Origin of the sequence: Tsuneonella suprasediminis (genome assembly GCF_003605755.1) — a bacterium.
In the GTDB taxonomy this organism is placed as follows: Bacteria; Pseudomonadota; Alphaproteobacteria; order Sphingomonadales; family Sphingomonadaceae; genus Tsuneonella; species Tsuneonella suprasediminis.
In genome coordinates, this window is the sequence record NZ_RAHJ01000003.1 from 202,549 (window position 1) to 227,677 (window position 25,129).

Sequence of the window (25,129 nt, forward strand, 5' to 3'; positions counted from 1 at the left end):
TCAGCACTCGATCACATTGACTGCAAGCCCGCCCTGACTCGTTTCCTTGTATTTGGTGGACATGTCGAGTCCCGTCTGACGCATCGTTTCGATTACCTGATCCAGACTGACCCGCGTTTCCGCTTCGGTGCGGTGGAGCGCCAGACGCGCGGCGTTGACCGCTTTGACCGCGCCGATGGCATTGCGTTCGATGCACGGCACCTGCACCAGCCCGCCAACAGGATCGCAGGTGAGGCCCAGGTTGTGCTCCATGCCGATTTCCGCCGCACAGGCGACTTGCGCCGGGGTGGCGCCCCACAACGCCGCCAGCCCGCCCGCCGCCATCGAGCAGGCTACGCCGACTTCGCCCTGGCACCCCATTTCGGCCCCGGAAATGCTGGCGCGCTGTTTATACAGCAGACCAATTGCCCCGGCGGTGAGCAGGAATATGCGGCGCCTTTCGCTGCAAGCACTCTCGTCCGCTGTCTTGCAGTAAAACCGCATCACAGCAGGAATGATGCCCGCGGCGCCATTGGTGGGGGCGGTTACGACACGCCCACCGGCGGCATTCTCTTCATTCACCGCCATTGCATAACAGTTGAGCCAGTCGAATAATTGCTCGCGCTCGTTCGATTGGGGACTGGCGTTCAGCTTGTCCCACATATCCGGTGCGCGGCGCGATACTTTCAGGCCGCCGGGCAGAATGCCGCGCTGGTGCAGGCCGCGTTCGATGCACTGGTCCATCGCCTGCGCGATCCGGTCCAGCCCGGCCAGTGTCTTGTCACGCGGCCGATAGGCATCTTCATTGGCCAGAACGATATTGGCAATGGCCAGACCGCTTTCGGCACAATGGTTCAGCAATTCGGCAGCCGATCCGAAATCGTGCGGCACGGCGGTGCCGGTGGTGACGCGGTCGGCCTTAGGCGGGCGTTTCAATTGCGCTTCGGATGCGACGAATCCGCCACCGGTCGAATAATAGGTGCGTTCGAGCAGGGGGTCGCCTGCCGCATCGAACGCAGCGAGTTTCATCCCGTTGGGGTGCAGGGTGGGGATGATATGCCCCGCCAGATCGATATCGTGCGCCGCCGCGAAAGCGATTGTATGCTTGCCGCCAAGCGCGATCCGGCCTTCCTCTGCAATGCGTGCCAGTGTTGCCGCAGCTTCGTCGGGGCAGGTCTTGTCGGGGCGAAATCCGGCGAGGCCCAGTATCGTGGCATCGACGGTGCCGTGGCCCACTCCTGTCAGCGCGAGCGATCCCCGTAATTCGACAGTAATTCTGGTGACAGGCTCCAGCTTTCCCGCCTTGCTCAGCGCGCGGATAAACATCCCCGCGATCCGCATCGGGCCCACTGTATGCGAGGAAGACGGGCCAATCCCGATACGAAAGACGTCGAGCACGGAAAGCATGGTCAGCAGATGGCCGCGCGCAGGAAAACGGTCAAGTGGTTGCAGGTGAAACTGTGTGTGCGGAGACCTGTGGGAAATGGCGCCGGGAAACTTTGGATTTTTCCCGCTGCCAGCCTATATGATGGCCATGAACGAGAACCCCGCAGAATCCCCCGAAAGCACCCCGAAGAAGAACGGCTATGGCGCAGACAGCATCAAGGTGCTGAAAGGGCTCGATGCCGTCCGCAAGCGGCCCGGTATGTATATCGGTGATACCGATGATGGTTCGGGCCTGCACCACATGGTGTTCGAAGTGAGCGACAACGCCATCGACGAGGCGTTGGCGGGCCATTGCGATCTGGTGCTGATCGAACTCAACCCCGATGGTTCGGTATCGGTAGAGGATAACGGGCGCGGTATCCCGGTGGATCTGCATAAAGAAGAAGGCGTGTCGGCGGCGGAAGTCATCATGACTCAGCTGCACGCTGGCGGTAAGTTCGAAAACACCAGCGACGATAATGCATACAAGGTATCGGGCGGTCTGCACGGTGTGGGCGTGTCGGTGGTCAATGCGTTGTCCGAATGGCTGGAACTGGTGGTCTGGCGCGATGGCAAGGAACACTGGATGCGGTTCGAGCATGGCGATGCCGTCAAATCGCTCGAAGTGCGCGGCGATGCGCCGCCGGTTGCCTCCAACGGCGATGAGAATGGCCTGAAGAAAGGCACCCGCGTCACCTTTCAGGCAAGCCACGATACGTTCAAGAACGTGACCGAATTCGATTTCGACAAGCTGGAACACCGTTACCGCGAACTGGCGTTCCTCAATTCGGGCGTTCGCATCCTGCTGCGTGACAACCGCGGCGAAGAGCCGGTGGAGCACGATCTGTTCTACGAAGGCGGCATTGCGGCGTTCGTGAAATATCTCGACCGCAACAAAGATGCCCTGATTTCGGAGCCGATTTCGGTCAGCGCGGAAAAGGACGGGATCGGGATCGACGTCGCGTTGGAATGGAACGATTCGTATTACGAAAATGTGCTCTGTTTCACTAACAACATCCCGCAGCGTGACGGGGGCACCCATCTGGCGGCGTTCCGTGCCGCGCTGACCCGCACGCTCAATAACTACGCCACCGCTTCGGGCATGATGAAGAAAGAGAAGGTGTCTCTTTCGGGCGAAGACATGCGTGAAGGGCTGACCGCGATCGTATCGGTCAAACTGCCCGATCCCAAGTTCTCTTCGCAGACCAAGGATAAGCTGGTCAGTTCCGAAGTGCGTCAGCCGCTGGAAAGCCTGATGGGCGAAAAGATGACCGAATGGCTGGAAGAAAACCCGGCCGATGCCAAGGCGATCGTCCACAAGATCATCGATGCCGCCGCTGCGCGCGAAGCGGCCCGCCGTGCCCGCGAAATGAGCCGCAAGGGAGCGATGAGCGTCGCCAGCCTGCCGGGCAAGCTGAGCGATTGCCGCGAACGCGACCCATCGAAATGCGAACTGTTCCTGGTCGAAGGTGACTCCGCAGGCGGTTCGGCCAAATCCGGGCGCGACAGCAAGTATCAGGCGATCCTGCCCCTGCGCGGCAAGATCCTGAACGTGGAACGCGCGCGGTTCGACCGGATCATCAGTTCGAAGGAAGTCGGCACGCTGATTCAGGCGATGGGCACCGGCCTGCGCGACGAATTCAATCTGGAAAAGCTGCGCTACCACAAGATCGTCATCATGACCGACGCTGACGTGGACGGGGCGCACATTCGCACTCTGCTGCTCACCTTCTTCCACCGCCAGATGCCCGAAATCGTCAAGGCCGGGCACCTGTTCATCGCACAGCCGCCGCTGTTCAAGGTGAGCAAGGGGCGCAGCGAAGTCTATCTGAAGGATCAAGGCGCGCTCGATCGCTATCTGGTCGATGCCGGGCTGGCCGGTCGCATGCTGGAAACGCGCGGTGGCGCGCGTTCGGGTGCGGACCTGCGCGAACTGGTCGATCATGCCTTGCGCCTCCGCAATTTGCTCGCCTTCATCCCGCGCAAGTACGACACTGGTGTGATCGAACAGATGGCACTGGCCGGGGCGCTTGCTCCCGATCTTGACCGGGCCGGGCGCGAAGCCGCGCTGGCACAGGCCGCGCACCGGCTTGGCATGGGCGACCCGGAAGGCAAATGGTCGGCCGCCATGCTGGATGATGGATCGGTCCATATCGACCGCCTCTGGCGCGGTGTAACCGATGTGCATGAAATCGACGCGAAGTTTCTCGACAGTGCCGAAGCGCGCAAGCTGCACAAGCTTGCGTCGGAACAGGCCGCAGCTTTCTCCGATCCGGCGCAACTGGTCCGCACCGCTGCCGATGCGGAGCAGGAAGAAGATGCCGATGCAGCAGCGACTGAAGATGGCGAAGAAGAAACCGTTATCGCACGCGAAGGAGCGATCACCCGTCCGTCCGAACTGCTCGATGCGGTTCTGGCCGCAGGTCGCAAAGGCCTGTCGATCAGCCGGTACAAAGGGCTGGGCGAAATGAACGCGGAACAGCTTTGGGAAACAACGCTCGACCCGGAAAACCGCGCGCTGTTGCAAGTGAAGGTCGAAGATGCCGATGTGACGGATGAAATCTTCACCCGCTTGATGGGCGACGTAGTCGAACCGCGTCGCGAATTCATTCAGGACAACGCGCTGAACGTCGCCAATCTGGATATCTGATTGCGCGGTTTGGGCGGGGGCGGGTTCGCCGGGGCAGCTTTGAGCCTAGCTTTGAGCGGGAGCGACGATGCCCTCTGCCCGCTCGCGGCGGTCTTTCGGCTTCACGCCGTTGAACAGATAGAGCAAGAGCGGGCTGCGCCTCAGCAGGCTGTGTATGCCATACGACAGGCCAAGCGTGAGGACGCAGATCGCTGCCCATGCGGGGAACGGCGACAGTGCCATGCCTGCGGAGAGCGCGACCAGCCCGATAATGATCGGATGATGGACGAGGTAAATCGTCAGCGAGGCATCGACCAGCTTCCTCACCAGCGGGGATTCGCGATCGAGAAAGCGGGCTGCGGCGGCCATCACCACTTGCACCAGTGCGACGGAGGATATCGCATCGAGCGCATATCCACGTGCGACATCGAAATGCGATCCGTCATTCGGCAGCGCGATGCTCAATGACAGAGCCAGCAGTCCGATTATCGCCATTAACAGGCTGGGCCGCAACAAACGGGCAAAGGCCAGCGGATTGCGCCGAACGGCGACACCCCATGCGAAGAACGGCCCGTAGATAAGCACGGCCGCGAAATCGATCAGTCCCCCTAAGGGGCGCAAAATGGTATATGCGTTGTTGACGGCGAAAATCGTTCCCAGCGTCCACACGGCATAGCCAGCGACGAGCCACACGACAGGCACGTCAGGCACCTTTATTCGGCGAACGATTGGCCAGCACACGGCCAGAATGGCGCACATATACAGCAGCACCGGCAGGAACCACAGGTGTGACAGAAGCCCTTGCGACCAGTCGCCCCGGTCAAGCGGATTGCCGCCGGTCGCCTGGGTTAGCAAATAGTCCTGCAAAGGCACGATTGTGACCATCCCTGCCAGCAAGGGCAGGCCAAGGCGCTGCACACGGTTGGCCATCCATTCGCGGGGGGCACGTCGTTCCAGCAGCAGTGCGGCGAAAAAGCCAGCAATCAGAAAGAATCCAGGCAATCGAAATTCGCTAAGCGTCAGCGGCACGATCTCAAGCGCGTCGCTATGCCGATCTGCGTGTATCACCCAGGGAAGAACGGTGAATGGCAGAGCTGCATGGAATGGTATCCCAAACAGCATGAACATGGCGCGGGCGGCATCCATAAAATGGAAGCGCGTCGCCTGCGCTGGCAAGGCTGCCGTGGCTTCTGAAGGGCTGGCCGGATTCGTCGTCACACCAGATTATTGCACTTTTCGGCAGTTGGTGCGTGGGTCAGAATATGGTTGTCCGGTTTGGGGACAGTTGGGCCATAAAATATGATCGCGGTGAACAGGCGATCCGGCCGCGCGACGATACAAATCGCACGACCGGGACCGGGACCGATCATGCGACCGGCGTGACGATTTTTTCTCGCGGTACAGGGGCACCGGCAACCCGCCCAGTGCGTGTGTTTTCATTAGACACATCGGTGTCGGGAATATGGTCTGCAGCCAACAGTTCGTCGAACAGCGCTTCGTAATGAATCATCGCCTGCCGCAATTCTTCGGTCGTTGCTTCGCCGCGTTCGTGCTTGCGCGCGATCTCGTGTCCGGCGCGATAGTGGCGCGCCACTTCGCTGTGATCGACAGTCAGGGTTTCATAGCGGGCATCGAAATCGTCGACCGGAAAGCCGCGCGCGGCCATCGTCGCGCCAATCACGCCATCGGCATCCACGATGGCGCTGGTCGGATCATCGACAAAGCGGCCTTTTGCAGCAACCCATTCATCGGTGAAGCGCGTGCGTTCCCCCGCGTCGAGCGGGCGCAATTCAAGCTTTGAAACGCGCTTTTCACGGGCGGTCAGGTCAGCTTCGGCCTTTGTGCGGGCTCCGCGCTCTTCCAGTGTTCGTTCGTATTCTGCTTCTCCGAACCGTTCGCGCAGAGCGGCGGTGCGGCGCGAACGATAGACCGCGAACAGAATAAGCGCGGCAACGGCCAGTAATAATATTATAGAAATAACAGCAGTTTGTGTCGGTTCCATGGGACAATCCTCTTGAATGTCCCCCTCCGTATATGGTGGGTCAACGATGGCTCGCCGCAAGTGGTTCCCCGGTCTGTGGGCGCGAGTAAGCGCGCAGGCGGGGGATTTTGTCTTGAAGCGGCAATCGCAGCGGTGCAGGTGCAGGAAATGCTGCGTAATTTTCTAGCCGTTCCGCTTGCGCTGGGCCTTGCGGCCTGTGCCACTGTACCCACCCACACGGCCACCGCGCCGGTGCCCGAGAGCCCGGTGACCGTGCGGCTGGTGGGGATCAACGATTTTCACGGCAATCTCGAACCGATCAAGCGACCGTTGGAACTGGAAGACGGGCAGGGCGGCAAGCAGACCGTCTATGCCGGGGGTGCGGCATGGTTTGCCGATGCCGTGGCGAAAACCCGCGCACAGAACGAATACAGCATGGCGGTTTCGGCAGGCGACATGATAAGTGCAAGCCCGCTGGTCAGTTCGCTTTTTCTCGATGAGCCGACCATTGGCGTGATGAACCGCATCGGCATCGATTTCAACGCAGTCGGCAACCACGAATTCGACCGCGGCTGGCGCGAACTGAAACGCCTGCAGGCGGGCGGGTGCGAGAAATATACGCTGCGTCAGCCATGCGCGGTCGAAAACCCATACAAAGGTGCGAACTTTCCGTTTCTGGCGGCGAATGTGACGATGCCCGATGGCGACACGTTGTTTCCGGCTTACGGGATCAAGCGGTTTGGTTCCGGCGCGCGCGCAGTGGCAGTGGGGGTTATCGGCCTGACGCTGAAAGGTACGCCATCGATTGTCGATCCTTCGGGCGTGAAGGGCCTGACTTTCGGTGACGAAGCCGATGCGATCAACAAGGCGGTCGGCGCGCTGACGGGGCAGGGCGTCGATGCCATCGTCGTGGCAATCCATCAGGGGCTGGTGCCCGAACCGGGGGCCAATTTTACGGGGTGCGGTGCGATTTCGGGCGATCTCAAGCCGATCCTTGAACGGCTGGACCCGCGAGTCAGCATCGTGCTGTCGGGCCACACGCATCGCAGTTACGTATGCGATTTTGCGACGGTCGATCCCTCGCGGCGGTTTCTGGTGACGCAGGCCGGGTATGGCGGAACAGAGATCACCGATATCGCGCTGAATATCGACCCGGCGACCGATACGGTCGTGAGCGTGAAGGCGAAGAACATTCCGGTGCAAAGCGTCAGCCCGGCAGCGGGCGATAGCCGCCCGGCGGACCCGGCTTTCACCAGCTATACCCCGGATCCGGCCATTGCCGCTTACGTGGCGAAATATGCCGCCGCTGCCAGCGCCGCGACCAATCGCCCGGTGGGCAAATTGTCCGGTGCCGCGCTCAAGCAGGGCGTGGACAATGCGCTGGGCGATCTGATCGCAGACGCGCAACTGGCCGCCACCCGCGAAGCGGGGGCGCAGATCGCCTTGATGAACCCCGGCGGCATCCGCGCAGACCTGCGCCCGGCGCCCGACGGCACAGTGACCTTTGGCGATATCTACGCGGTTCAGCCCTTCGGCAACACGCTGGTGACGATGACATATACCGGGCAGCAATTGCTCGACCTGCTCGAACAGCAATATGGCGACAGCAGTGAGAACAAGGTGTTCTCCGTCTCGCACGGCTTTGCGATGACGCTCGACCCGGCAAAGCCTGTCGGGCAACGGGTGGTGCGCGCCACGCTCGATGGCAAACCGATTGATCCGGCCGCGTATTATCGGGTGACGATGAATTCGTTTCTCTCGACCGGCGGCGATGGTTTTACGCTGTTCAAACAGGGAACCGAACCGACTGTCGGACCGCTCGATGTCGATGCGATGGAGGCATGGCTGCAACTGCCCGGCGGCGATGTGCGGTCCTTGCCCAAAGGCGGGCGAGTGACAGTCATCGGCAGCTAGGGGATGACTTTGGCTTAGGGACAGAGTTCACTGCCGTCAGTTGCCACTGACCCGATCCGGGGCCCCGTGCATTTTCGGGCGTGGCCACAGTGTAAGCTGGACCCCGGCTCGGGGGCTGGGGTGACGGCAACGGAGGTGGCTCACTGGAGAGGCGAATGAAGTGCACCGGTTCGGTACGTGCATATCGCATCTCCGCACCTACCTATAGCATCGCACAACGTCGCCCTGGACTTGATCCGGGGCCCAGCTATTCTTGTTAAGTGCGATTGTCAGGCGTGCGTTCTCAACGCGCCCGGCATTCTCGGTTAGCCGCTTCGTCCCTGCACAGCAGCGATCCTGGCGATCCCGCTGGCGCCGCGGTTTGCCGCCGACAGGCCTGCGAACATCGTATCGACGATAGCGGCGAGCTTTTCTTCGCTCAGCCGGTCGTCCATATAAGTCAGCACTTCCGCCATAGTGTAGGGGAACACCATCTGGTTGATCAGCGACAACGCCTGATTGATCTCCAGCCCCGGAAATGCCCCATCGGCCTGTGCCTGCGCGATCAGTTCGCACAGGTAATGATCGGCCAGATCGACGTAGCTTTCGACCCGCTCGAAATGCGCCGCGCCCAGTTCGCAATAAACTTCGAACGTCGCCGGATCGGCGCGGTAGCGGTCGCGATGGATACGAAACCGGCGGACGAAGAATTCGTACATCTTCCGGTTCGGCGGCAGATCGGCGGCCAGCACTTCTTCCATCGCGGCGATATGATCGACGAACCATGTCTCGACAATGGCATCGATCATTTCGTTATCGTCAGCGAAATGCGCCTCTACCCGTGCACGGGGGACACCGGCAGCGCTGGCGACCATACCCAGCGTGATGCCGTCGCCGTTCTGCTCGACCAGCTTGCGCGCAACTTCCACGAAGCGCGCGCGTTCGGTGCTGTGACTCGCATCGGAGGAGGGCAAGGATTCGGCTCCGCTCAAGTGGTTCTGGAGCAATCTAGAGTGCGTCCGGCCCCGCGTGAAGCCCCGATTGTTCGATAGCCTGACGGGCAAGTTCTTCAAACCGCGGGCAATCGGGGCGCACAGAGCGATAGAAAGCGGCGATTTTGGCCAGATCGGCGGCAAAGTCGCCGGTTGGCATGATAGGCGGACCCAGCCCGCCGCGCTTCGTTGCATGATCGACCCAGCCGGGCACGATCGGCACCCCGGCGGCATGGGCGATGTGGTAGAACCCGCTGCGCCAGCGCCCGTTCGAATTGCGCGATCCTTCGGGTGCCACGACCAGCGCCAGTTCGTCCGTCTCGGTAAAGGCTTGCGCCACCTGCCCGACATAGTTCGACTGCCGCGACCGATCGACCGCAATGCCGCCCATATCGCGCATGAACCGGGTCATCGGCCATTTGAACAGCGTGTGTTTACCCATGAAACTGGGCTGCATCCCGAAATGGTGCACCCCGCCGAGGAAGAACACGAAATCCCAGTTCGACGTATGCGGCGCGCCGGCGATGACACATTTTCCCACGCCGGGATGGTGCCCCTCCACCCGCCATCCTTTCCAGCGATAGAGCGTCAGCAATATCCGCCACGCAATGCGCGACAGCCAGTGCGGCCTGCGATGGGTGGCGGTGGTCAAACGACTGGAGGCCTACATCCGGAACACGCCGAACGCCGGGCGTTCGGGGATTGGTGCTTCCAGTGCCGCCGCCAGACTGAGGCCGAGCACGTCGCGGGTCTGCACAGGATCGATTACCCCATCGTCCCACAGGCGGGCGGTGGCGTAGTAGGGGTTGCCTTCGTCTTCGTATTTCTGGCGGATCGGGGCTTTGAACGCCTCTGCCTCTTCCGCCGACCATTTGTCGGCATCGCGGTGGACCGTGGCCAGCACGCTGGCCGCCTGTTCGCCGCCCATCACGCTGATCCGGGCATTGGGCCATGTGAACAGGAAGCGCGGGGCATAGGCGCGCCCGCACATCCCGTAATTGCCCGCGCCGAAGCTGCCGCCGATCACTACGGTGATCTTGGGCACTGTCGCAGTGGCCACCGCTGTCACCAGTTTGGCACCGTGCTTGGCGATTCCTTCCGCTTCGTACTTCCCGCCGACCATAAAGCCGGAGATATTCTGAAGGAACAGCAAGGGGATGCGCCGCTGGCATGCCAGTTCGATGAAATGCGCGCCTTTCTGTGCGCTTTCGCTGAACAGCACCCCGTTGTTGGCCAGGATTGCCACTGGCATGCCCCAGATATGCGCGAAGCCGCAGACCAGCGTGCTGCCGTATTGGGCCTTGAACTCGTGGAACTCACTGCCATCGACGATCCGCGCGATCACTTCGTGTACATCGTAGGGCGCGCGCACGTCTTCGGGGATCAGGGCATAGAGATCGTCGGCATCGTATTGCGGCGGGCGGGGTTCTTCGATCCGCACGGCAGCGGCGGCCTGCGGATTGTCGCCCAAATGCGACACGATATCGCGCACGATAGTCAGCGCGTGCTCGTCGTTTTCGGCCAGATGATCGACCACACCGCTTTTCTTCGCATGCAAGTCGCCGCCGCCGAGATCTTCGGCGCTGATTTCCTCGCCCGTCGCGGCCTTCACCAGTGGTGGCCCGGCGAGGAAGATCGTGCCCTGATTGCGGACGATCACTGTCTCGTCGCTCATCGCCGGGACATAGGCGCCCCCGGCGGTGCAAGAGCCCATCACGCAGGCGATCTGCGGAATGCCCAGCGCGGACATATTCGCCTGATTGAAGAAGATGCGCCCGAAGTGATCGCGGTCGGGGAACACCTCTGCCTGATAGGGCAGGTTGGCCCCGCCGCTATCGACCAGATAGACGCATGGCAGGCGGTTTTCCTGCGCGATTTCCTGTGCGCGCAGATGCTTCTTCACCGTCATCGGGTAATAACTGCCGCCCTTCACGGTGGGATCGTTGCACACGATCATCACCTGACGGCCCGATACCCGTCCGATGCCGCAGATCATCGACGCGCCGCTGACATCGCCTTCGTACATTCCGTTGGCGGCGAGCTGGCCGATTTCGAGAAACGGCGAACCGGGATCGAGCAACCGCTCCACCCGTTCGCGCGGCAACAGCTTGCCGCGCGCGACGTGGCGTTCGCGGTGCTTCTCACTGCCACCCAGCGCCGCCTGCGCCACTTTGGCGCGCAGATCGTCGGCCAGCGCCTTGTTATGCGCAAACCGGGCCTTCGCCTCGGGGTTTTCCCGGTCGAGCCTGGTGGGGAGGATGGGGGCGGTCACCCCGCTGCCCCGATCAGTTCGCGGCCGATCAGCATCCGCCGGATTTCATTCGTCCCCGCGCCGATATCGAGCAGCTTGGCATCGCGCAGATAGCGTTCGACCGGCCAGTCCTTGGTGTAGCCCGCACCGCCCAGCGCCTGCACCGCCTCTGCCGCGACCTTGAAGGCATTTTCGCTGGCCAGCAGAATCGCGCCGGCTGCGTCGAAGCGGGTGGTCTGCCCCGCGTCGCATGCTTTGGCCACGGCATAAGTATAGGCGCGCGCCGATTGCAGGGCGACGTACATATCCGCCACTTTGGCCTGCATCAGCTGGAACGTTCCGATCGGTTTGCCGAACTGTTTGCGCTCGCGGATATAGGGGATCACGGTGTCGAGGCAGGCCTGCATAATGCCCAGCTGCAATCCGGCCAGCACCACGCGTTCGTAATCCAGCCCGCTCATCAACACGCCGACCCCGCCGTGCAGCGGGCCCATCACGTTTTCTTCGGGAACGAAACAATCGTCGAACACCAGTTCGGCGGTCGGGCTGCCGCGCATCCCCATCTTGTCGATTTTCTGCCCGATACTGAAACCGGGCATGTCTTTCTCGATCAGGAACGCGGTGATGCCGCGGCTGCCGCCGTCGGGCGCGGTCTTGGCATAGACCACCAGCGTATCGGCATATGTCGCGTTGGTGATCCAGAACTTGGTGCCATTGAGCACATATCCGCCATCGGCCGCATCGGCGCGCAGCTTCATCGATACGACATCGGACCCGGCGCCCGCTTCGCTCATCGCCAGCGATCCGACGTGTTCGCCGCTGATCAGCCTGGGGAGATATTTTGCCTTCTGATCGTCGTTACCCCAGCGGCGGATCTGGTTGACGCACAGATTCGAATGCGCGCCATAGCTGAGGCCGACGCTGGCCGATGCGCGGCTGACTTCCTCCACCGCAATCACATGTTCGAGATAGCCCAGACCAAGCCCGCCCCATTCCGGCTCCACCGTCATGCCGTGCAGCCCCAGTTCACCCATCGCAGGCCACAGATCGCGCGGGAACCAGTCTTCCCGGTCAGCCTTTTCCGCCAGCGGCGCGATCTGCTCGTCCGCGAAACGTGCCGTCGTTTCGCGGATCATTTCCGCATTCTCGCCAAGCTGAAAATCAAATTCCGGGGTCGCGCGCAATGTCTCTCTCCTCTGGCCGACCCGCATAGCCGAGGGATGGTTACAATGGCAATCAGTGCGGTGGGGACAGTGTGCAGGCAAGTGAAATTGTATTGAAGGTACACGGATTTAGTCTAAAACGACCGTCGGATCGTTACATGGAAAAATTAGCAAAAAACGCATGGCCAACCGGCTTGGCCCCCGACGCGACGATGTGTGGCGAGGGGCAACGCGCAGCTGTTATGGCATCGTATGGCATCGACGTACTGACCGGCGATAGCGAGTTGACGGAAATTGTCCGGTTCGCGGCAAAGCTGTTCAATGCGCCGATTGCGCTCGTCAGTCTGGTTGAACAGGAGCGGCAGCGCTTCGTCGCGCGCGAGGGGTTGGAAGAAACCGAAACTCCGCGCGATGTCAGCTTCTGCGCGCATACGATGCTTCAGGCGGAGCCGATGATCATCACCGACGCGCCAGCCGATCCCCGCTTTGCCGACAATGCGCTGGTCACCGGGCCGATGCATCTGCGGTTCTATGCCGGGGTGCCGCTGGTATCGGAAGAAGGGGCGCCGCTGGGCGCGCTGTGTGTGATCGATCGGGTCGCGCGACCCGGTGGATTGAGCGACTTGCAGATCGAAGGGATGCAGGTGCTGGCGGCGGCGGTGATGCGCCGTCTCAGCGCGCGGCGTTCCAATCTGGAGTCGCTGCGCCAGTTACAGATCAGCGAAGAACGGTTCCGCCTGCTTGCGGATTCGATGCCCGATATCGCCTTTACCTGCACCGCCGATGGACAGTTCGATTATTACAATCGGCGGTTTTATGAATATACCGGTGTCGAACCGGGCTTTCATGAAGGCGGTGTCGGCACGCTGGTTCACGAAAGCGACCGGGAAAGCGCGGTCCGGCAATGGGAGCGCGCGCAGGAAATCGGTGAGCCGTATCAGCACGAACACCGTCTGCGCCGGGCCGATGGCGAATACCGCTGGATGCTGGTCCGCGCTCTGCCGCTAAAGGATGCAGGTGGCAATGTTGTGCGCTGGTCGGGGACAATCACCGATATCGACGATAGCCGCCGCCTGTCGGACAATCGCGATCTGCTGGCCCGCGAACTGTCGCACCGGATCAAGAATATCTTTGCGGTGGTTGCGGGGCTGGTGTCGATTCGCGCGCGGCGCCACCCGGAAGCAACGGCATTTGCGGAAGATTTGATTGCAGCAATTCGTACTCTGGGCCGGGCACACGATTTTGTGCGTCCGATAGAGGGGGCAAAGGGCGATAGTCTGACCGGGCTGCTGAATGAATTGATGGCACCGTATGCCGACGAAGGCGTCCGGGTGGCGATTGCGGGCGATGATTGCGCGATTGGGCACCGGGCAGCCACTCCGCTGGCGCTGGTGTTTCACGAACTGGCGACCAATTCAGCGAAATACGGATCGTTATCGGCGCCAGAAGGTCGCATCTCGATTCACGTCGATTGCAGCGAAGGCAGCGAAACGACGCGGATCGCCTGGCGCGAATCCGGTGGCCCGGAAACTCGGGCGGGCAACGAAGGCTTCGGTTCGCGGCTGGTACAAATGGCCATCGAAGGGCAGTTGAACGGTTCGATGGAACGGCGCTTCGAACCGGCGGGGCTGGAAGTCGATCTGACGATCCCCACTGCCTCCATCCACGCCTGAGCGCTGGCGCCGTTTCGGTGCCGGGCTCTCTCCCACCGCAGCGGTTGTAACGGGTGCGGGCCGCGGTTCATGGATTGCCGCGTCACCTGTGGCTCCTCGCAATGACGAGGGGGTGATGAACCTCCCCCACCAACTTCGTCACCCCGGACCTGATCCGGGGTCCAGCTTCATTCAGCGCCGCGCCCGAAGAAAAGCGGGGCCCCGGATCGGGTCCGGGGCGACGTGGGTGAGGGGGATGGCGTTGGTGCTGGTGCCGGTTGGGTGCGCTGGTAGCGCCGAGGGGCGCGGGCTTTGGCTGAGAGCGGCGCGGCGGTTGGTGGCGGGCTTCGGTGTTCCTGCCATTCGCCCCATGACCAGCGATAATTCACGCCCCCTTCCACTCGTCATTGCGAACGCAGTGAAGCAATCCATGGCCTAACGGTTCTGCCCACCGCAGCGGTTGTGATGGGGCGGGCGTCGGTTCATGGATTGCCGCGTCACCTGTGGCTTCTCGCAATGACGAGGGGGTGATGAACCTCCCCCACCAACTTCGTCACCCCGGCCTTGAGCCGGGGTCCAGCTTCATTCAGCGCCGCGCCCGAAGAAAAGCGGGGCCCCGGATCGGGTCCGGGGCGACGCGGGTGAGGGGGATGGCGTTGATCTGGGGGTGCTGCGCTATGCAGTATGCCGCGCTTTGCACCACCCCCTCTATCCGCCGAACCCCGCGCCCGCTGGCCAGTCCGGTGCGGCAAGGCCCATGACTTTGAACAGGTGGCCCATCTGATCCTCCGCGATCAGCCGGTCGCGCGCGGCATGCAGTTCCGCGCGGTATTGCGGGGCGCGTTCGGATAGCGCCTGCGTGCGCGCTTCGATTCCCAGTGCGCGTAGCCAGTTGCCCTGTGTCGCTGTGCCGAGCCATGCGACATCGCGCGACCGGGCAACCCGCGCCAGCGTCGCGAAATCGACCAGAGCGGTCAGATCGGCTTCGCCCGGCGCAGCGAACGGATTGACTTTCTCGTGCGCGCGAACCGCCTGCAAAGTGCTGCCGTCGCGCCCGTCGGTATGTCCATAATCGATCAGCAGCGCGGCCCCCTGCTGCTGCGCCAGACGCCCGGCGATCTCGGACACCACCGCTGCAGCGGCGGGGCAGGTTTCGACAATGGTTCCTTCGGCTGCATCGTGCCGTTCGGGGGGCAGGGCGGCGTCCATCGGCCGATCCCCGGCGACGAACACGAAATCATCCCCTTCCAGCCCGACCATCCGTTCGCGCCAGCCGTCTGCCGTTCGCACCAGTTGCCGAATCGGCAAGGCATCGAGGAATTCGTTGCCGACGATCAGCAGCGGCCCGTCGGCGGGCAATGTGCTCAGATCGTCATGAAACTGGGCATCGGGCACAGCATTCTGCTGGGCTTTCCTGAGCAGGGGCGAGGTTTCGACAAAGTGGACCGCCGGATTCAGTCCGTGTTGCTTCATCGATCGCAGCGCATCGCTGGCCAGTGTTCCGCGACCGGGGCCGAGTTCGACGTAATGCACCTGGGCGGGCCGGCCGGCGCGCAGCCAGATGTCGGCCAGCCACAGTCCGATCAGTTCTCCGAACATCTGGCTGATTTCCGGGGCGGTGATGAAATCGCCGCCGCTGCCGAACGGATCGCGCCCCGAGTAATAGCGCGCGTTGCTTTCCGCCATATAGTGCGCGAGGCTGATCGGGCCGGTCGCGCGGATCAGGCGGCGGAATATCTCGGCCTGACTGGTCGGAACCTGCCCGTTCATGCCGTTTCTGTGCTGGCAGCCCCTTCGCCCTTCGCCGCTTGCGTGGTGCCGAGTGGCGGACGCACCAGAGCGCGAATGACCAGCGCAATGCCGATCAGAATTAGCGGCAGGGTCAGCCATTGCCCCATGCTCAGCCCGGTCTGGCGGGCGAATTCGCTGAGCTGGGCATCGGGTTCGCGGAAGAATTCGACAGTGAAACGGCCCGCCGCGATACAGGCGGTGAACACGCCGACCAGCAGGCCGGGGCGCCAGCGCGCGCGGGTTTTCCAGAACAGCGGCAGCATGATCAGGATGACCAGCAGGCCTTCCAGCGCCGCTTCGTAAAGCTGGCTGGGGTGGCGCGGCAGTTGCAGCGGATCGGTCGGGAAAATCATCGCCCACGGCACATCGGTCGGGCGGCCCCACAGCTCGCCATTGACGAAGTTAGCCAGCCGCCCGAACAGCATTCCGAAACCGACGTTGACCGCGATGTAATCGGCCACCCGGATGAATTGTAATTTGTTGCTACGGCACACCCATGCAATCGCCAGCAGCACCCCGATTGCGCCGCCGTGGAAGCTCATCCCGCCATCCCACAGGCGCAGCAGATCCCAGCTGGGGAATGCGCCGGGGGTGAAGTGGGTGAACATGCTCGGCTCTGTGCTCGACCCGCCGGTGTAGAACGCGGCATAGCCGATCCGACCGCCGAGAATAATGCCCATCGTGCAATAGAAGAACAGATCATCGACATGACGTTGCGCCAGCGGGCTGCCGGGGGCCTTGATCATTTTCGAAAGGTGCCAGTATCCCAGCACGATTCCGGCCAGATAAGCCAGCGAATAGAACCGCAGTTCAAAAAATCCGAGATCGATTCCCCTACGGAGTCCTAGGTCTTCGAAACGGATTGCCTGGGATGCGTCGGCCAGTAGTGACAGCAGCACGATTGGTCCTTAATTATGAGCGCAAGCATGGCGCGCCGGATTCCGCCGCGCTTTTGGCATAGCCCGCGTTCAGGCGAAACCCCGCATAGGGGCCGGATCGGGCAAAACCGCTGGAGAGAGGAAGAATCGTCGATGGCCACAGAGCTCGATAACGCACTGGAAAAAATCATGGACATGATCAGCGGGCCCGGCGGTCCGTTCGAGACTGTCCCGTTCGAGCGGTATGGTACGACGATTCCGGCCTTCAAGAACGCACCGCCCAGTCTGGCGCACTATTTCGCGGCCTATTGCACGCAGCATGCCGACAACACGTTCCTCGTCGATGGCAAGACCCGGCTGACTTTCGCGCAGACCTATGCCGCGGCGCAGGCAGTGGCTGCGGGGCTGATCTCCCAACATTCGATCGAGCGGGGCGACCGGGTGGGTCTTGCCGCGCGCAATTCGGCCAACTGGATCATCGCCTATATGGGGATCGTGCTGGCAGGCGGCTGTGCCACGCTGCTCAACGGGTTCTGGACCGGGGACGAACTGGCCTATGGCATCGATCTGGCGGGCTGCAAGATGGTGCTCGCCGATGCCCAGCGGGCCGAGCGGCTTGAGGGCACAGATCACAAGGCGAAGATCGTGGTGTTCGGCCACGGCGGCGAACCGGCCGACGGACTGGCCCGCGTGTGGGCCGATCCGGCCAGCGCAACGCTGCCTGAGCTGGGACCGGACGATCTGGCGACGATCCTCTACACTTCCGGCTCCACCGGCAGTTCGAAAGGGGCATGGTCCGATCATCGCGGCGTTGTTCACGGCACGATGAGCTATGTCGCGCAATCCGCGATGGCGGCTCTCCTGCTCCAGCAACGGGGCGAAGCCTCCGACTCTCAGCCGAGCGCGCTGGTCGCGGTGCCACTGTTTCATGTTACCGGCGAAGTGCCGCTGTTCCTTCAGTCGTTCGCCATCAACCGCAAGCTGGTGCTGATGCCCAAGTGGAACGCTGAAGAAGCCATGCGGCTGATGGAAGCGGAGAACGTCAGCTACTTCGTCGGCGTTCCGCTGATGAGTTACGAGATTGCAACCCATCCCGACCGCGAGAAATACGATTTGTCGGCGTGTAAGAGCTTTGCCGCCGGTGGCGCCCCGCGCCCGGTCGAACACGTCAACAAGATCAAGGAAGCCTTCCCCGGCGGTTTCCCGCTGTTGGGTTACGGCCTGACGGAAACCAATGGCGTCGGCTGCGGTAATTTCAACGAAAACTATATGGCCAAACCCGGCAGCACCGGCCGCGCCAGCCGACCCATCGTGCAGATCGCCATTCTGGATGACGATGGCAATTCGATCGATCAGGGCAAGGTGGGCGAAGTCTGTTTCCGCTCTGTGGCCAATTTCCGTGGTTATTGGGAAAATGACAAGGCTACGGAGCAGGCTATCAGTAAAGATGGCTGGTTCCGTACCGGCGATCTCGGATATCTCGATGAAGATCAGTACCTTTTTATCGTCGATAGGAAGAAAGACATCATCATTCGCGGTGGTGAAAACATCACCTGCATCGAGGTAGAGCAGGAGATTTACGCGCATCCCGATATTGCGGAATGTTCCGTCTTCGGCCTGCCCGACGAACGGTTTGGCGAAATCCCCGCAGTCGTCTATCTGCCCAAGGAAGGACGCGACGTTTCACCCGACGATCTGACTGAATTTCTTACGGAACGTCTGGCGAAGTTCAAGATCCCCGAACGCATGTGGCAGGTCGATAAACCGCTTCCCCGGCTGGGTACGCAGAAAATCGACAAGCGCACTTTACGCGCCCAATATACTGAAAAAGCGGTCGCCGCTTGATTGCACAGCGCATCCCCGGACAGCGGGCGATCATCGACCGCCGCGCTCTTGCCGGAACGATTGCCGAGCATGTCGAGGCGGATGGTGCGGCCAAGGCCCGCCCCGCTATCGTGACGGCCTTGCGCGATGCGCTGGAAAAGGGGCGCGAAGAACTGACCCGGCGGCTGGAGGAAAAGCCATCCGCCGGGCACGAAATCACTGCGGGATATGCGTTTTTAATCGACCAATTGGTCCGCACGATCCACGATCATGTGGTCGCGGATGTCTATCCGTCGGCCAACCGTTCGTCGGGAGAGCGCCTGACGATTGTGGCTGTCGGCGGATATGGCAGGGCGGAAATGGCCCCGCATTCTGATGTGGACATCGCCTTCCTCACGCCTACCCGCAACACGCCGTGGTGCGAACAAGTAATTGAAGCGATGCTCTATTACTTGTGGGATCTGGCGCTGAAGGTTGGCCATTCGAGCCGTTCGATAGACGATATGGTCCGCATGGCGCGTGGCGATCTGTCGATCCGCACGGCCTTGCTCGAAGGCCGCTATGTCTGGGGCGACGAGGCCCTGTATGACGAGGCTTCGCAGCGCTTCGCAGACGATGTCGTCAAAGGGACAGAGCGCCAGTTCGTCGCGGAAAAGCTGGAGGAGCGCAACGCACGGCACAAGCGGATGGGGGACAGTCGCTATGTCGTTGAACCCAATGTGAAAGATGGCAAAGGGGGCTTGCGCGACCTTCAGACATTGTACTGGATCGGCAAGTATATTCATAAAGTCCGCACGGCGGCGGAACTGGTCGATGTCGGCCTGTTCACTACCAACGAATATCGCAGCTTTCGCCGGGCTGAGGGCTTTATGCTGGCGGTGCGGTGTCACCTGCACACGATCACCGGGCGAGCGGAAGACCGCCTGACCTTCGATCTGCAACGGCAGGTCGCCTCGCGGATGAACTTCGCCGACCGCCCCGGCAAAAGCGCCGTCGAACGCTTCATGCAATTCTATTTCCTGCAAGCGAAGCGCGTGGGGAGCCTGACCGGCGTGTTCCTGGCCCATATCGACGAACAGTTCGCGAAAAGCCGTACGCGCAAGGGGTTGCTCGCCAGTTTCCGGCCCAAGCCGCGTATGCTGAAAGGGTATCGTGTGTTCGGCGGCAGCATTGCCGCGCCGGGCGATGACTGGTTCCGGCAGGATCCTGTAAGGCTGATCGAAATATTCCAACTGGCAGAGGCCAACGGGTTGGAAGTCCACCCCGAAACGATGCGTCAGGCGGCGCGCGATGCCGGGTATATCAAGCACGAAGTGCGTGACGATCCCCGCGCCAATGCCCTGTTTCTGGAATTGCTGACCGGGCGCAACGACCCCGAAACCGTTTTGCGGTGGATGAACGAGGCAGAAGTGTTTGGCCGGTTCGTGCCCGATTTCGGGCGGGTCAACGCGCAGATGCAGTTCGATATGTACCACCACTATACGGTGGACGAACACACGATCCGCGCCATCGGGCTGCTCAGCCGGATCGAGAAAGGGCTGCTGGATGACGATCATCCCCGCGCCACGCATCTGATCCACGAAGTTGCCAGCCGCCGTTGCGCCTATGTCGCAGCGCTGTTGCACGATATCGCCAAAGGGCGGGGAGGCGATCACTCGATACTGGGTGCAGAGGTGGCCGAGGAGCTGTGCCCGCGCTTCGGCCTTGACGATAGCGAGACTGCGCTGGTGGCATGGCTGGTGCGGCAACATCTGCTGATGAGCCGGATCGCCTTCAAACGCGACCTTACCGATCCGAAGACGATCGAAGATTTTGTTACCGAAGTTCAAAGTCTGGAGCGATTGCGCCATCTGGCGATCCTGACAGCGATCGATATCCGTGCGGTCGGGCCGGGAACATGGAATTCGTGGAAGGGCCAGCTTCTGGGTGAGCTGTACGACGCAGCGGAAGAGCGCCTGCGGCTGGGCCATATGAAGCACGGGCGCGAACAACGGGTCGCAGCCAAGAAGGCCGCCGTTTCTGAATTGCTGGGAGACAAGAAAGGCTTCCTGCGCCTCTATGGCGACCGGTTCGACGACGCCTACTGGATTGCGGAGCCGGAAGATATCATCGCGATCAACATCGTCCACTATACTGCCGCGCATGAAGTGAAAGATAACCTGTCGATCCATTGCGAGGTCGACAGGGCACGCGGGGCGACATTGGTGACGGTGATTGCCGCCGACCACCCCGGCCTGTTCTACCGCATCGCTGGCGGTATCCATCTGGCCGGGGCGAACATTATCGACGCGCGCATTCATACGACGCGCACCGGCTGGGCGGTCGACAATTTTATCGTCCAGGATATTCACGGTCGTCCGTTTTCCGAACCGGATCAGTTGCAACGCATCAAGCGCAGCATCGGCGATGCACTGGCCAACCGAATCGAACTGGTCCCGCAACTTGCGAAGCGTCCGCTGCCGCACAGCCGGGCGAAGGCATTTGACGTGCGCCCGATTGTCACGTTCGATAATCAGGCTTCTGGCCGTTTTACGGTGATCGAAGTCAACGCGCGCGACCGGGCTGCCTTGCTCAACCGCCTTGCGCGTGCGTTGTTCGAATGCAGTCTGGTGGTGCAGTCGGCCCACATCACGCATTATGGCGAGCGCGCGGCGGATACGTTTTACGTGACTGACCTCACAGGCGGAAAAGTAACGGCACCCGGTAAGCTCAAGGCAATCGAAGAGGCTCTGCTGGAAGCCGCCAGCGACGAACGGCAGGCGGAACTGGAGGGGGCGTAGAGACTGTCGGTCAGTTTTCCGGAGGGCTGACGCTTCCAACAGCGGGCAGCAGATCAGCTCCGATCCCCGAACAATGCAGTCCCCACTCGCACGTGCGTTGCGCCGAGCATGATGGCGGTTTCGTAATCGCCGCTCATCCCCATGCTGCGTCCTTCCAGTCCGTTATCGACAGTTAGTTTGTCGAGAAAGGCAAAGAAAGGGGCGGGCTCGATGTCGTGCGGCGGCACACACATCAGGCCAATCACCGGGATATCGGCGGCGCGTGCCTGCGACAGCAGAGCGGGCAGATCTGCGATCGGGCAGCCGCCCTTCTGCGGTTCTTCCCCGATATCGACCTGAACGAAGCAGGGCACCTGCTTGCCCGCCTTGTCGAATGATTTGGCCAGCGCATTCACCAGACTGGGCCGGTCGAGAGAATGGATACAATCGAACAGCGCCACGGCATCGTCTGCTTTGTTTGATTGCAACTGACCGACAAGGTGCAGCGCCAGATCGGGATATCGCTCCCTCAAGGCAGGCCATTTGGCTTGTGCTTCCTGCACCCGGTTCTCGCCAAAAACGCGCTGACCCGCGTCGAGCAGCGGCACAATTGCCTCTGCCGGATGCGTCTTGCTGACAGCGACGAGAGTGACATCGTCGACCGGACGGCGAGCGATCTTGCATGCATGGGCGATGCGGTCGTGGACGAATTGCAAGGCAGAGGCTGGGTTTTCCATCGTGGTGCGCTATAGCGGTCTGGTGCAGACACGCCAGACCCAGTTGCCCGACTTGTGGCTCTTGTCCGATGCGCGAAACGAGGATTCGCTCGAACGTGCGATTGCGGCGCTGCCGACGCGCTCTGCATTCGTGTACCGCCACTATCATCTCGATCCGCGTTCGCGGCGCGCGCGCTGGGACACGTTGTTGCCTCTGTTGCGCGCTGGCGATCATCTGGCGATCCTGTCGGGCAGCGATGACGAAGCGCAGGCGTGGGGCGCCGACGGTTCGTATGGCCCACCCGAAGGGATCGGGGAACCGCCACAGCTTCTGCGGATCGCGGCGGTGCACGATGCGTTGGAAATTGCCCATGCCAATGCCGCCGGGGCCGATGCCGTTATGCTCAGTCCGGTATTCCCCACTCGCACCCATCCCGACCGTGCCGCTTTAGGGGCAGAGAAATTTCATGCACTTGCCGCGCTGGCGGAAATGCCGGTGATTGCGCTGGGCGGAATGGATTTTCAGCGGGCGGAAGAAATCGGCTGGAACCGCTGGGCTGCAATCGATGGCTTGGGCCTGATGCAGCGCGGATAGCGATCCTCGCTCGACGAACGGCATCGCGTCGATTCTTGACGGCGAGTCCCCGGCAGGCGATGATGGCGGCAGACGTAAACGGGATCTCGCAAATGGCTTCACGTGCAATCGGCAAGACTGGCCAGACAGACTGGCGCGCGGCGTTCCGTCGCAGCTTGCGCCGTGCGAGCGAGATGATCGGTGCGGGCCTGTTGTTCGGGACGATGGTATTCCTCGCCCTTGCGATGGCGAGCTACACCCAGACCGACCCAAGTCCATCGACCGCCGCGGCGGGAACGGACATCGCCAACTGGATGGGCGCGTGGGGCGCGTGGGCATCGGAACGCATCTTTTTCCTGTTCGGCGTGTCGGGTGTCCTGATCCTGCCGCTGCTTTATGTTGGGGCACGCGCCCTGTGGCGCGATGTGGAAGAGGATAGCGTCGATAATGAAACCCGCTGGTGGCGGCCGCTTGGTCTGTTGCTGCTGGCCATGGCCCTGCTCGGTACAGTGCTGGCGCTGACGTTCGATGGCCCGCGCGGTACGCTGCCGGCATCGATGGGCGGAATTACCGGATTGCTCGGGGCGGGCGCCATTCACGGCATCGCCGGACGGTTTCCAGATGGAGCACAGGGCTGGATCATCTTCGCTGCGGCGTTGGTCGGGCTGATCGCCGGGGTGGCGCTGATTGCGCGGGTGTTCGCGCTCGACTGGGCCAAATTGCTCACGTTGCCGCGTTTCCTGACTCGAATGCCGCGCTTGCCGCGTGGGGGTGAGATTGCGGACAGCGTGGCGGCATTTGCGCCCGCTGAACGCCCGGCCAGGGCAAAGAAGCCGCGTGGAGATACCGACGAAGTGCCGCAGATCGCAGAACGTCGCGCCCCGGAAATCGTCGATCCCACGGCCCCACCCGAACGTGCCAAACCCGCCGGGAAGAAAGCGCAGAAGGACTTGTTCGCGAATTACGAACTGCCTAGTCTGGAACTGTTGGCCGAACCGCCCGCCAACAATGCACCCAAGCTCGACAAGCTGGCGCTGGAACGCAACGCCCGCCTGCTTGAGACCGTGCTCGACGATTTCAATGTGAAGGGCGAAATCACAGCCGTGCGTACCGGCCCGGTGGTGACGATGTACGAACTCGAACCGGCGCCGGGGATCAAGGCCAGTCGCGTGATCGGCCTGGCCGAAGACATCGCCCGCAATATGAGCGCGATCAGCGCGCGCGTTTCATCGATTCCCGGCAAGACGGTGATGGGCATCGAACTGCCCAACGCCGACCGGCAGATGGTGGCGTTCAAGGAGCTTGCCGCATGCGACGCCTTCGTTAATGCCAAGGGCACTCTGCCGATCATTCTGGGCAAGGATATCGCAGGTGAACCGATCGTGGCCGATCTTGCCGCGATGCCGCACTTGCTGGTCGCAGGGACGACCGGATCGGGTAAGTCGGTCGGGCTGAACTGTATTCTGCTCAGCTTGCTCTATCGCTTTACGCCGGAAGAGTGCCGCCTGATCCTGATCGATCCCAAGGTACTCGAACTCAAGAGCTACGACGATATCCCGCACTTGCTGAGCCAGGTGGTGACTGAGCCGCATAAATCGGTTCGCGCACTGAAGTGGGCGGTCGAGGAAATGGAGCGCCGTTATCGCATGATGAGCAGCATCGGCGCGCGTAATCTGGGCGGTTTTAATGAGCGTGTTCGCAATGCGCGGGCGAAGGGCAAGCCGTTGGGTCGCCGGGTACAGACCGGGTTCGACCCCGAGACGGGCGAGGAACTGTTCGAGGAAGAGCAGCTTGACTACGAAGTGCTGCCGCAGATCGTGCTGATCGTCGATGAACTGGCCGATCTGATGGTGACGGTGGGCAAGGAAATCGAAGTGCTGATCCAGCGTCTGGCGCAGAAGAGCCGGGCTGCAGGCATTCACCTGATTATGGCGACGCAACGGCCCAGCGTTGATGTCATCACCGGGGTTATCAAAGCCAACTTGCCCACACGTATTGCGTTCAATGTCACCAGCCGGATCGACAGCCGTACGATCTTGGGCGAACAGGGGGCGGAACAACTGCTGGGCAAGGGCGACATGCTGTACAAACCCAGCACCGGGGCGCTGTTGCGCGTTCACGGCCCGTTCGTGTCTGACGAAGAGGTAGAGGCTGTTGCCGACCACTGGCGTGGGCAGGGGCAACCTGACTATATCGATGCCGTAACTGAAGAGCCGGAAGACGGCGGCGGGTTCGGCTTTGACGACGAACTCACTGCATCAGACAATCCGGACGAGCGCAAGTATCGTCAGGCCTGCCAGATCGTGATCGAGAATCAGAAGGCGTCGGGTTCGTGGCTTCAACGCCAGATGGGTGTTGGTTACAACACCGCCGCCAAATGGATAGAGCGGATGGAGGAGGACGGACTTGTCGGTCCCGCAAACCATGTTGGTCGCCGCGACATCTATCGTGACAAAGATGGTAACCCGCTGTAGTAAAATAAAGATTATTGATATGGATGCTTTATCGATACTTATTGCGTAACGTCTCTGCAACACTATTTGCGATTTTTTGGGTTAATATCTCAATTAACTTCATTAAAATATGGAGCGACATTTAATTACTCTGTTCTCTTCAAGGGAA

The 25,129-nt window shown here is 61.5% G+C and carries 17 protein-coding genes; 7 read left to right on the forward strand and 10 right to left on the reverse strand.

Annotation, left to right across the window (positions count from 1 at the left end):
• Complete coding sequence (locus tag D6858_RS01120; RefSeq protein ID WP_120106313.1) at positions 1–1,386, reverse strand: L-serine ammonia-lyase; 1,386 nt, start codon at positions 1,384–1,386, stop codon at positions 1–3.
• Positions 1,387–1,513: 127 nt separating this feature from the next.
• Between D6858_RS01120 and gyrB the strand changes: the two genes are divergently transcribed.
• Positions 1,514–4,054 carry a DNA topoisomerase (ATP-hydrolyzing) subunit B gene (gene gyrB / locus D6858_RS01125; protein WP_120106505.1) on the forward strand — a complete coding sequence of 847 codons (2,541 nt, stop codon included), beginning with the start codon at positions 1,514–1,516 and terminating at the stop codon, positions 4,052–4,054.
• A gap of 45 nt (positions 4,055–4,099) precedes the next feature.
• On the opposite strand, the gene D6858_RS01130 is transcribed toward gyrB, so the two are convergent.
• Positions 4,100–5,179 carry an acyltransferase family protein gene (locus D6858_RS01130; RefSeq protein WP_120106316.1) on the reverse strand — a complete coding sequence of 360 codons (1,080 nt, stop codon included), beginning with the start codon at positions 5,177–5,179 and terminating at the stop codon, positions 4,100–4,102.
• 220 nt (positions 5,180–5,399) lie between these two features.
• On the reverse strand, positions 5,400–6,035 hold the full coding sequence (locus tag D6858_RS01135) for a hypothetical protein (protein WP_205664837.1): 636 nt from the start codon (positions 6,033–6,035) through the stop codon (positions 5,400–5,402).
• Positions 6,036–6,047: 12 nt separating this feature from the next.
• Between D6858_RS01135 and D6858_RS01140 the strand changes: the two genes are divergently transcribed.
• Positions 6,048–7,928, forward strand: a complete 1,881-nt coding sequence (locus tag D6858_RS01140; protein ID WP_240623630.1) for a bifunctional metallophosphatase/5'-nucleotidase — start codon at positions 6,048–6,050, stop codon at positions 7,926–7,928.
• A gap of 305 nt (positions 7,929–8,233) precedes the next feature.
• Here the strand turns inward: D6858_RS01140 and D6858_RS01145 are convergent, their stop codons facing one another.
• From D6858_RS01145 to D6858_RS01160, 4 genes are read right to left on the reverse strand one after another with little or no spacing between them, the layout of a single operon-like run.
• Positions 8,234–8,881: a TetR/AcrR family transcriptional regulator gene (locus D6858_RS01145; RefSeq protein ID WP_120106509.1), complete on the reverse strand. Its 648-nt coding sequence runs from the start codon at positions 8,879–8,881 to the stop codon at positions 8,234–8,236.
• A gap of 34 nt (positions 8,882–8,915) precedes the next feature.
• Positions 8,916–9,551: a lysophospholipid acyltransferase family protein gene (locus tag D6858_RS01150; protein ID WP_120106320.1), complete on the reverse strand. Its 636-nt coding sequence runs from the start codon at positions 9,549–9,551 to the stop codon at positions 8,916–8,918.
• Between the two features lie 12 nt (positions 9,552–9,563).
• Entirely contained in the window at positions 9,564–11,171 is a 1,608-nt protein-coding gene (locus D6858_RS01155) for a carboxyl transferase domain-containing protein (RefSeq protein ID WP_120106323.1), read from the reverse strand.
• Entirely contained in the window at positions 11,168–12,334 is a 1,167-nt protein-coding gene (locus tag D6858_RS01160; protein ID WP_120106326.1) for an isovaleryl-CoA dehydrogenase, read from the reverse strand. The genes D6858_RS01155 and D6858_RS01160 overlap by 4 nt, the downstream gene beginning before the upstream one ends.
• A 137-nt stretch (positions 12,335–12,471) precedes the next feature.
• Here D6858_RS01160 and D6858_RS01165 point away from each other — a divergent pair, with 137 nt between their 5' ends.
• Positions 12,472–13,986 (forward strand): PAS domain-containing protein, encoded by a 1,515-nt coding sequence (locus D6858_RS01165; protein WP_225082783.1) that lies wholly within the window; start codon positions 12,472–12,474, stop codon positions 13,984–13,986.
• A 687-nt stretch (positions 13,987–14,673) separates the two neighbouring features.
• On the opposite strand, the gene D6858_RS01175 is transcribed toward D6858_RS01165, so the two are convergent.
• Entirely contained in the window at positions 14,674–15,735 is a 1,062-nt protein-coding gene (locus tag D6858_RS01175; protein ID WP_120106332.1) for a class I SAM-dependent methyltransferase, read from the reverse strand.
• Positions 15,732–16,658, reverse strand: coding sequence for a prolipoprotein diacylglyceryl transferase (gene lgt / locus D6858_RS01180; RefSeq protein WP_120106335.1), 927 nt, complete (start codon positions 16,656–16,658; stop codon positions 15,732–15,734). The genes D6858_RS01175 and lgt overlap by 4 nt, the downstream gene beginning before the upstream one ends.
• 129 nt (positions 16,659–16,787) lie before the next feature.
• Here lgt and D6858_RS01185 point away from each other — a divergent pair, with 129 nt between their 5' ends.
• Positions 16,788–18,479 carry a class I adenylate-forming enzyme family protein gene (locus D6858_RS01185; RefSeq protein WP_120106338.1) on the forward strand — a complete coding sequence of 564 codons (1,692 nt, stop codon included), beginning with the start codon at positions 16,788–16,790 and terminating at the stop codon, positions 18,477–18,479.
• Positions 18,476–21,238 (forward strand): [protein-PII] uridylyltransferase, encoded by a 2,763-nt coding sequence (locus tag D6858_RS01190; RefSeq protein ID WP_120106341.1) that lies wholly within the window; start codon positions 18,476–18,478, stop codon positions 21,236–21,238. The genes D6858_RS01185 and D6858_RS01190 overlap by 4 nt, the downstream gene beginning before the upstream one ends.
• Before the next feature lie 53 nt (positions 21,239–21,291).
• Here the strand turns inward: D6858_RS01190 and D6858_RS01195 are convergent, their stop codons facing one another.
• On the reverse strand, positions 21,292–21,954 hold the full coding sequence (locus tag D6858_RS01195) for a YggS family pyridoxal phosphate-dependent enzyme (protein WP_120106513.1): 663 nt from the start codon (positions 21,952–21,954) through the stop codon (positions 21,292–21,294).
• 1 nt (position 21,955) lies between these two features.
• Here D6858_RS01195 and D6858_RS01200 point away from each other — a divergent pair, with 1 nt between their 5' ends.
• Together D6858_RS01200 and D6858_RS01205 are read left to right on the forward strand one after the other, a co-directional pair.
• The gene (locus D6858_RS01200; protein ID WP_318286488.1) at positions 21,956–22,528 is read left to right on the forward strand and encodes a thiamine phosphate synthase; all 573 of its coding nucleotides are present in this window, start codon (positions 21,956–21,958) and stop codon (positions 22,526–22,528) included.
• 92 nt (positions 22,529–22,620) lie between these two features.
• Complete coding sequence (locus D6858_RS01205; RefSeq protein ID WP_120106515.1) at positions 22,621–24,981, forward strand: FtsK/SpoIIIE family DNA translocase; 2,361 nt, start codon at positions 22,621–22,623, stop codon at positions 24,979–24,981.
• The last annotated feature ends 148 nt before the right edge of the window (positions 24,982–25,129 follow it).

Coding starts and splice junctions, on each gene's coding strand:
- D6858_RS01120 (WP_120106313.1), bottom strand. CDS start 1,386: ATGCTTTCCGTGCTCGACGTCTTTCGTATCGGGATTGGCCCGTCTTCC.
- gyrB (WP_120106505.1), top strand. CDS start 1,514: ATGAACGAGAACCCCGCAGAATCCCCCGAAAGCACCCCGAAGAAGAAC.
- D6858_RS01130 (WP_120106316.1), bottom strand. CDS start 5,179: ATGGATGCCGCCCGCGCCATGTTCATGCTGTTTGGGATACCATTCCAT.
- D6858_RS01135 (WP_205664837.1), bottom strand. CDS start 6,035: ATGGAACCGACACAAACTGCTGTTATTTCTATAATATTATTACTGGCC.
- D6858_RS01165 (WP_225082783.1), top strand. CDS start 12,472: ATGGAAAAATTAGCAAAAAACGCATGGCCAACCGGCTTGGCCCCCGAC.
- D6858_RS01175 (WP_120106332.1), bottom strand. CDS start 15,735: ATGAACGGGCAGGTTCCGACCAGTCAGGCCGAGATATTCCGCCGCCTG.
- D6858_RS01185 (WP_120106338.1), top strand. CDS start 16,788: ATGGCCACAGAGCTCGATAACGCACTGGAAAAAATCATGGACATGATC.
- D6858_RS01195 (WP_120106513.1), bottom strand. CDS start 21,954: ATGGAAAACCCAGCCTCTGCCTTGCAATTCGTCCACGACCGCATCGCC.
- D6858_RS01205 (WP_120106515.1), top strand. CDS start 22,621: ATGGCTTCACGTGCAATCGGCAAGACTGGCCAGACAGACTGGCGCGCG.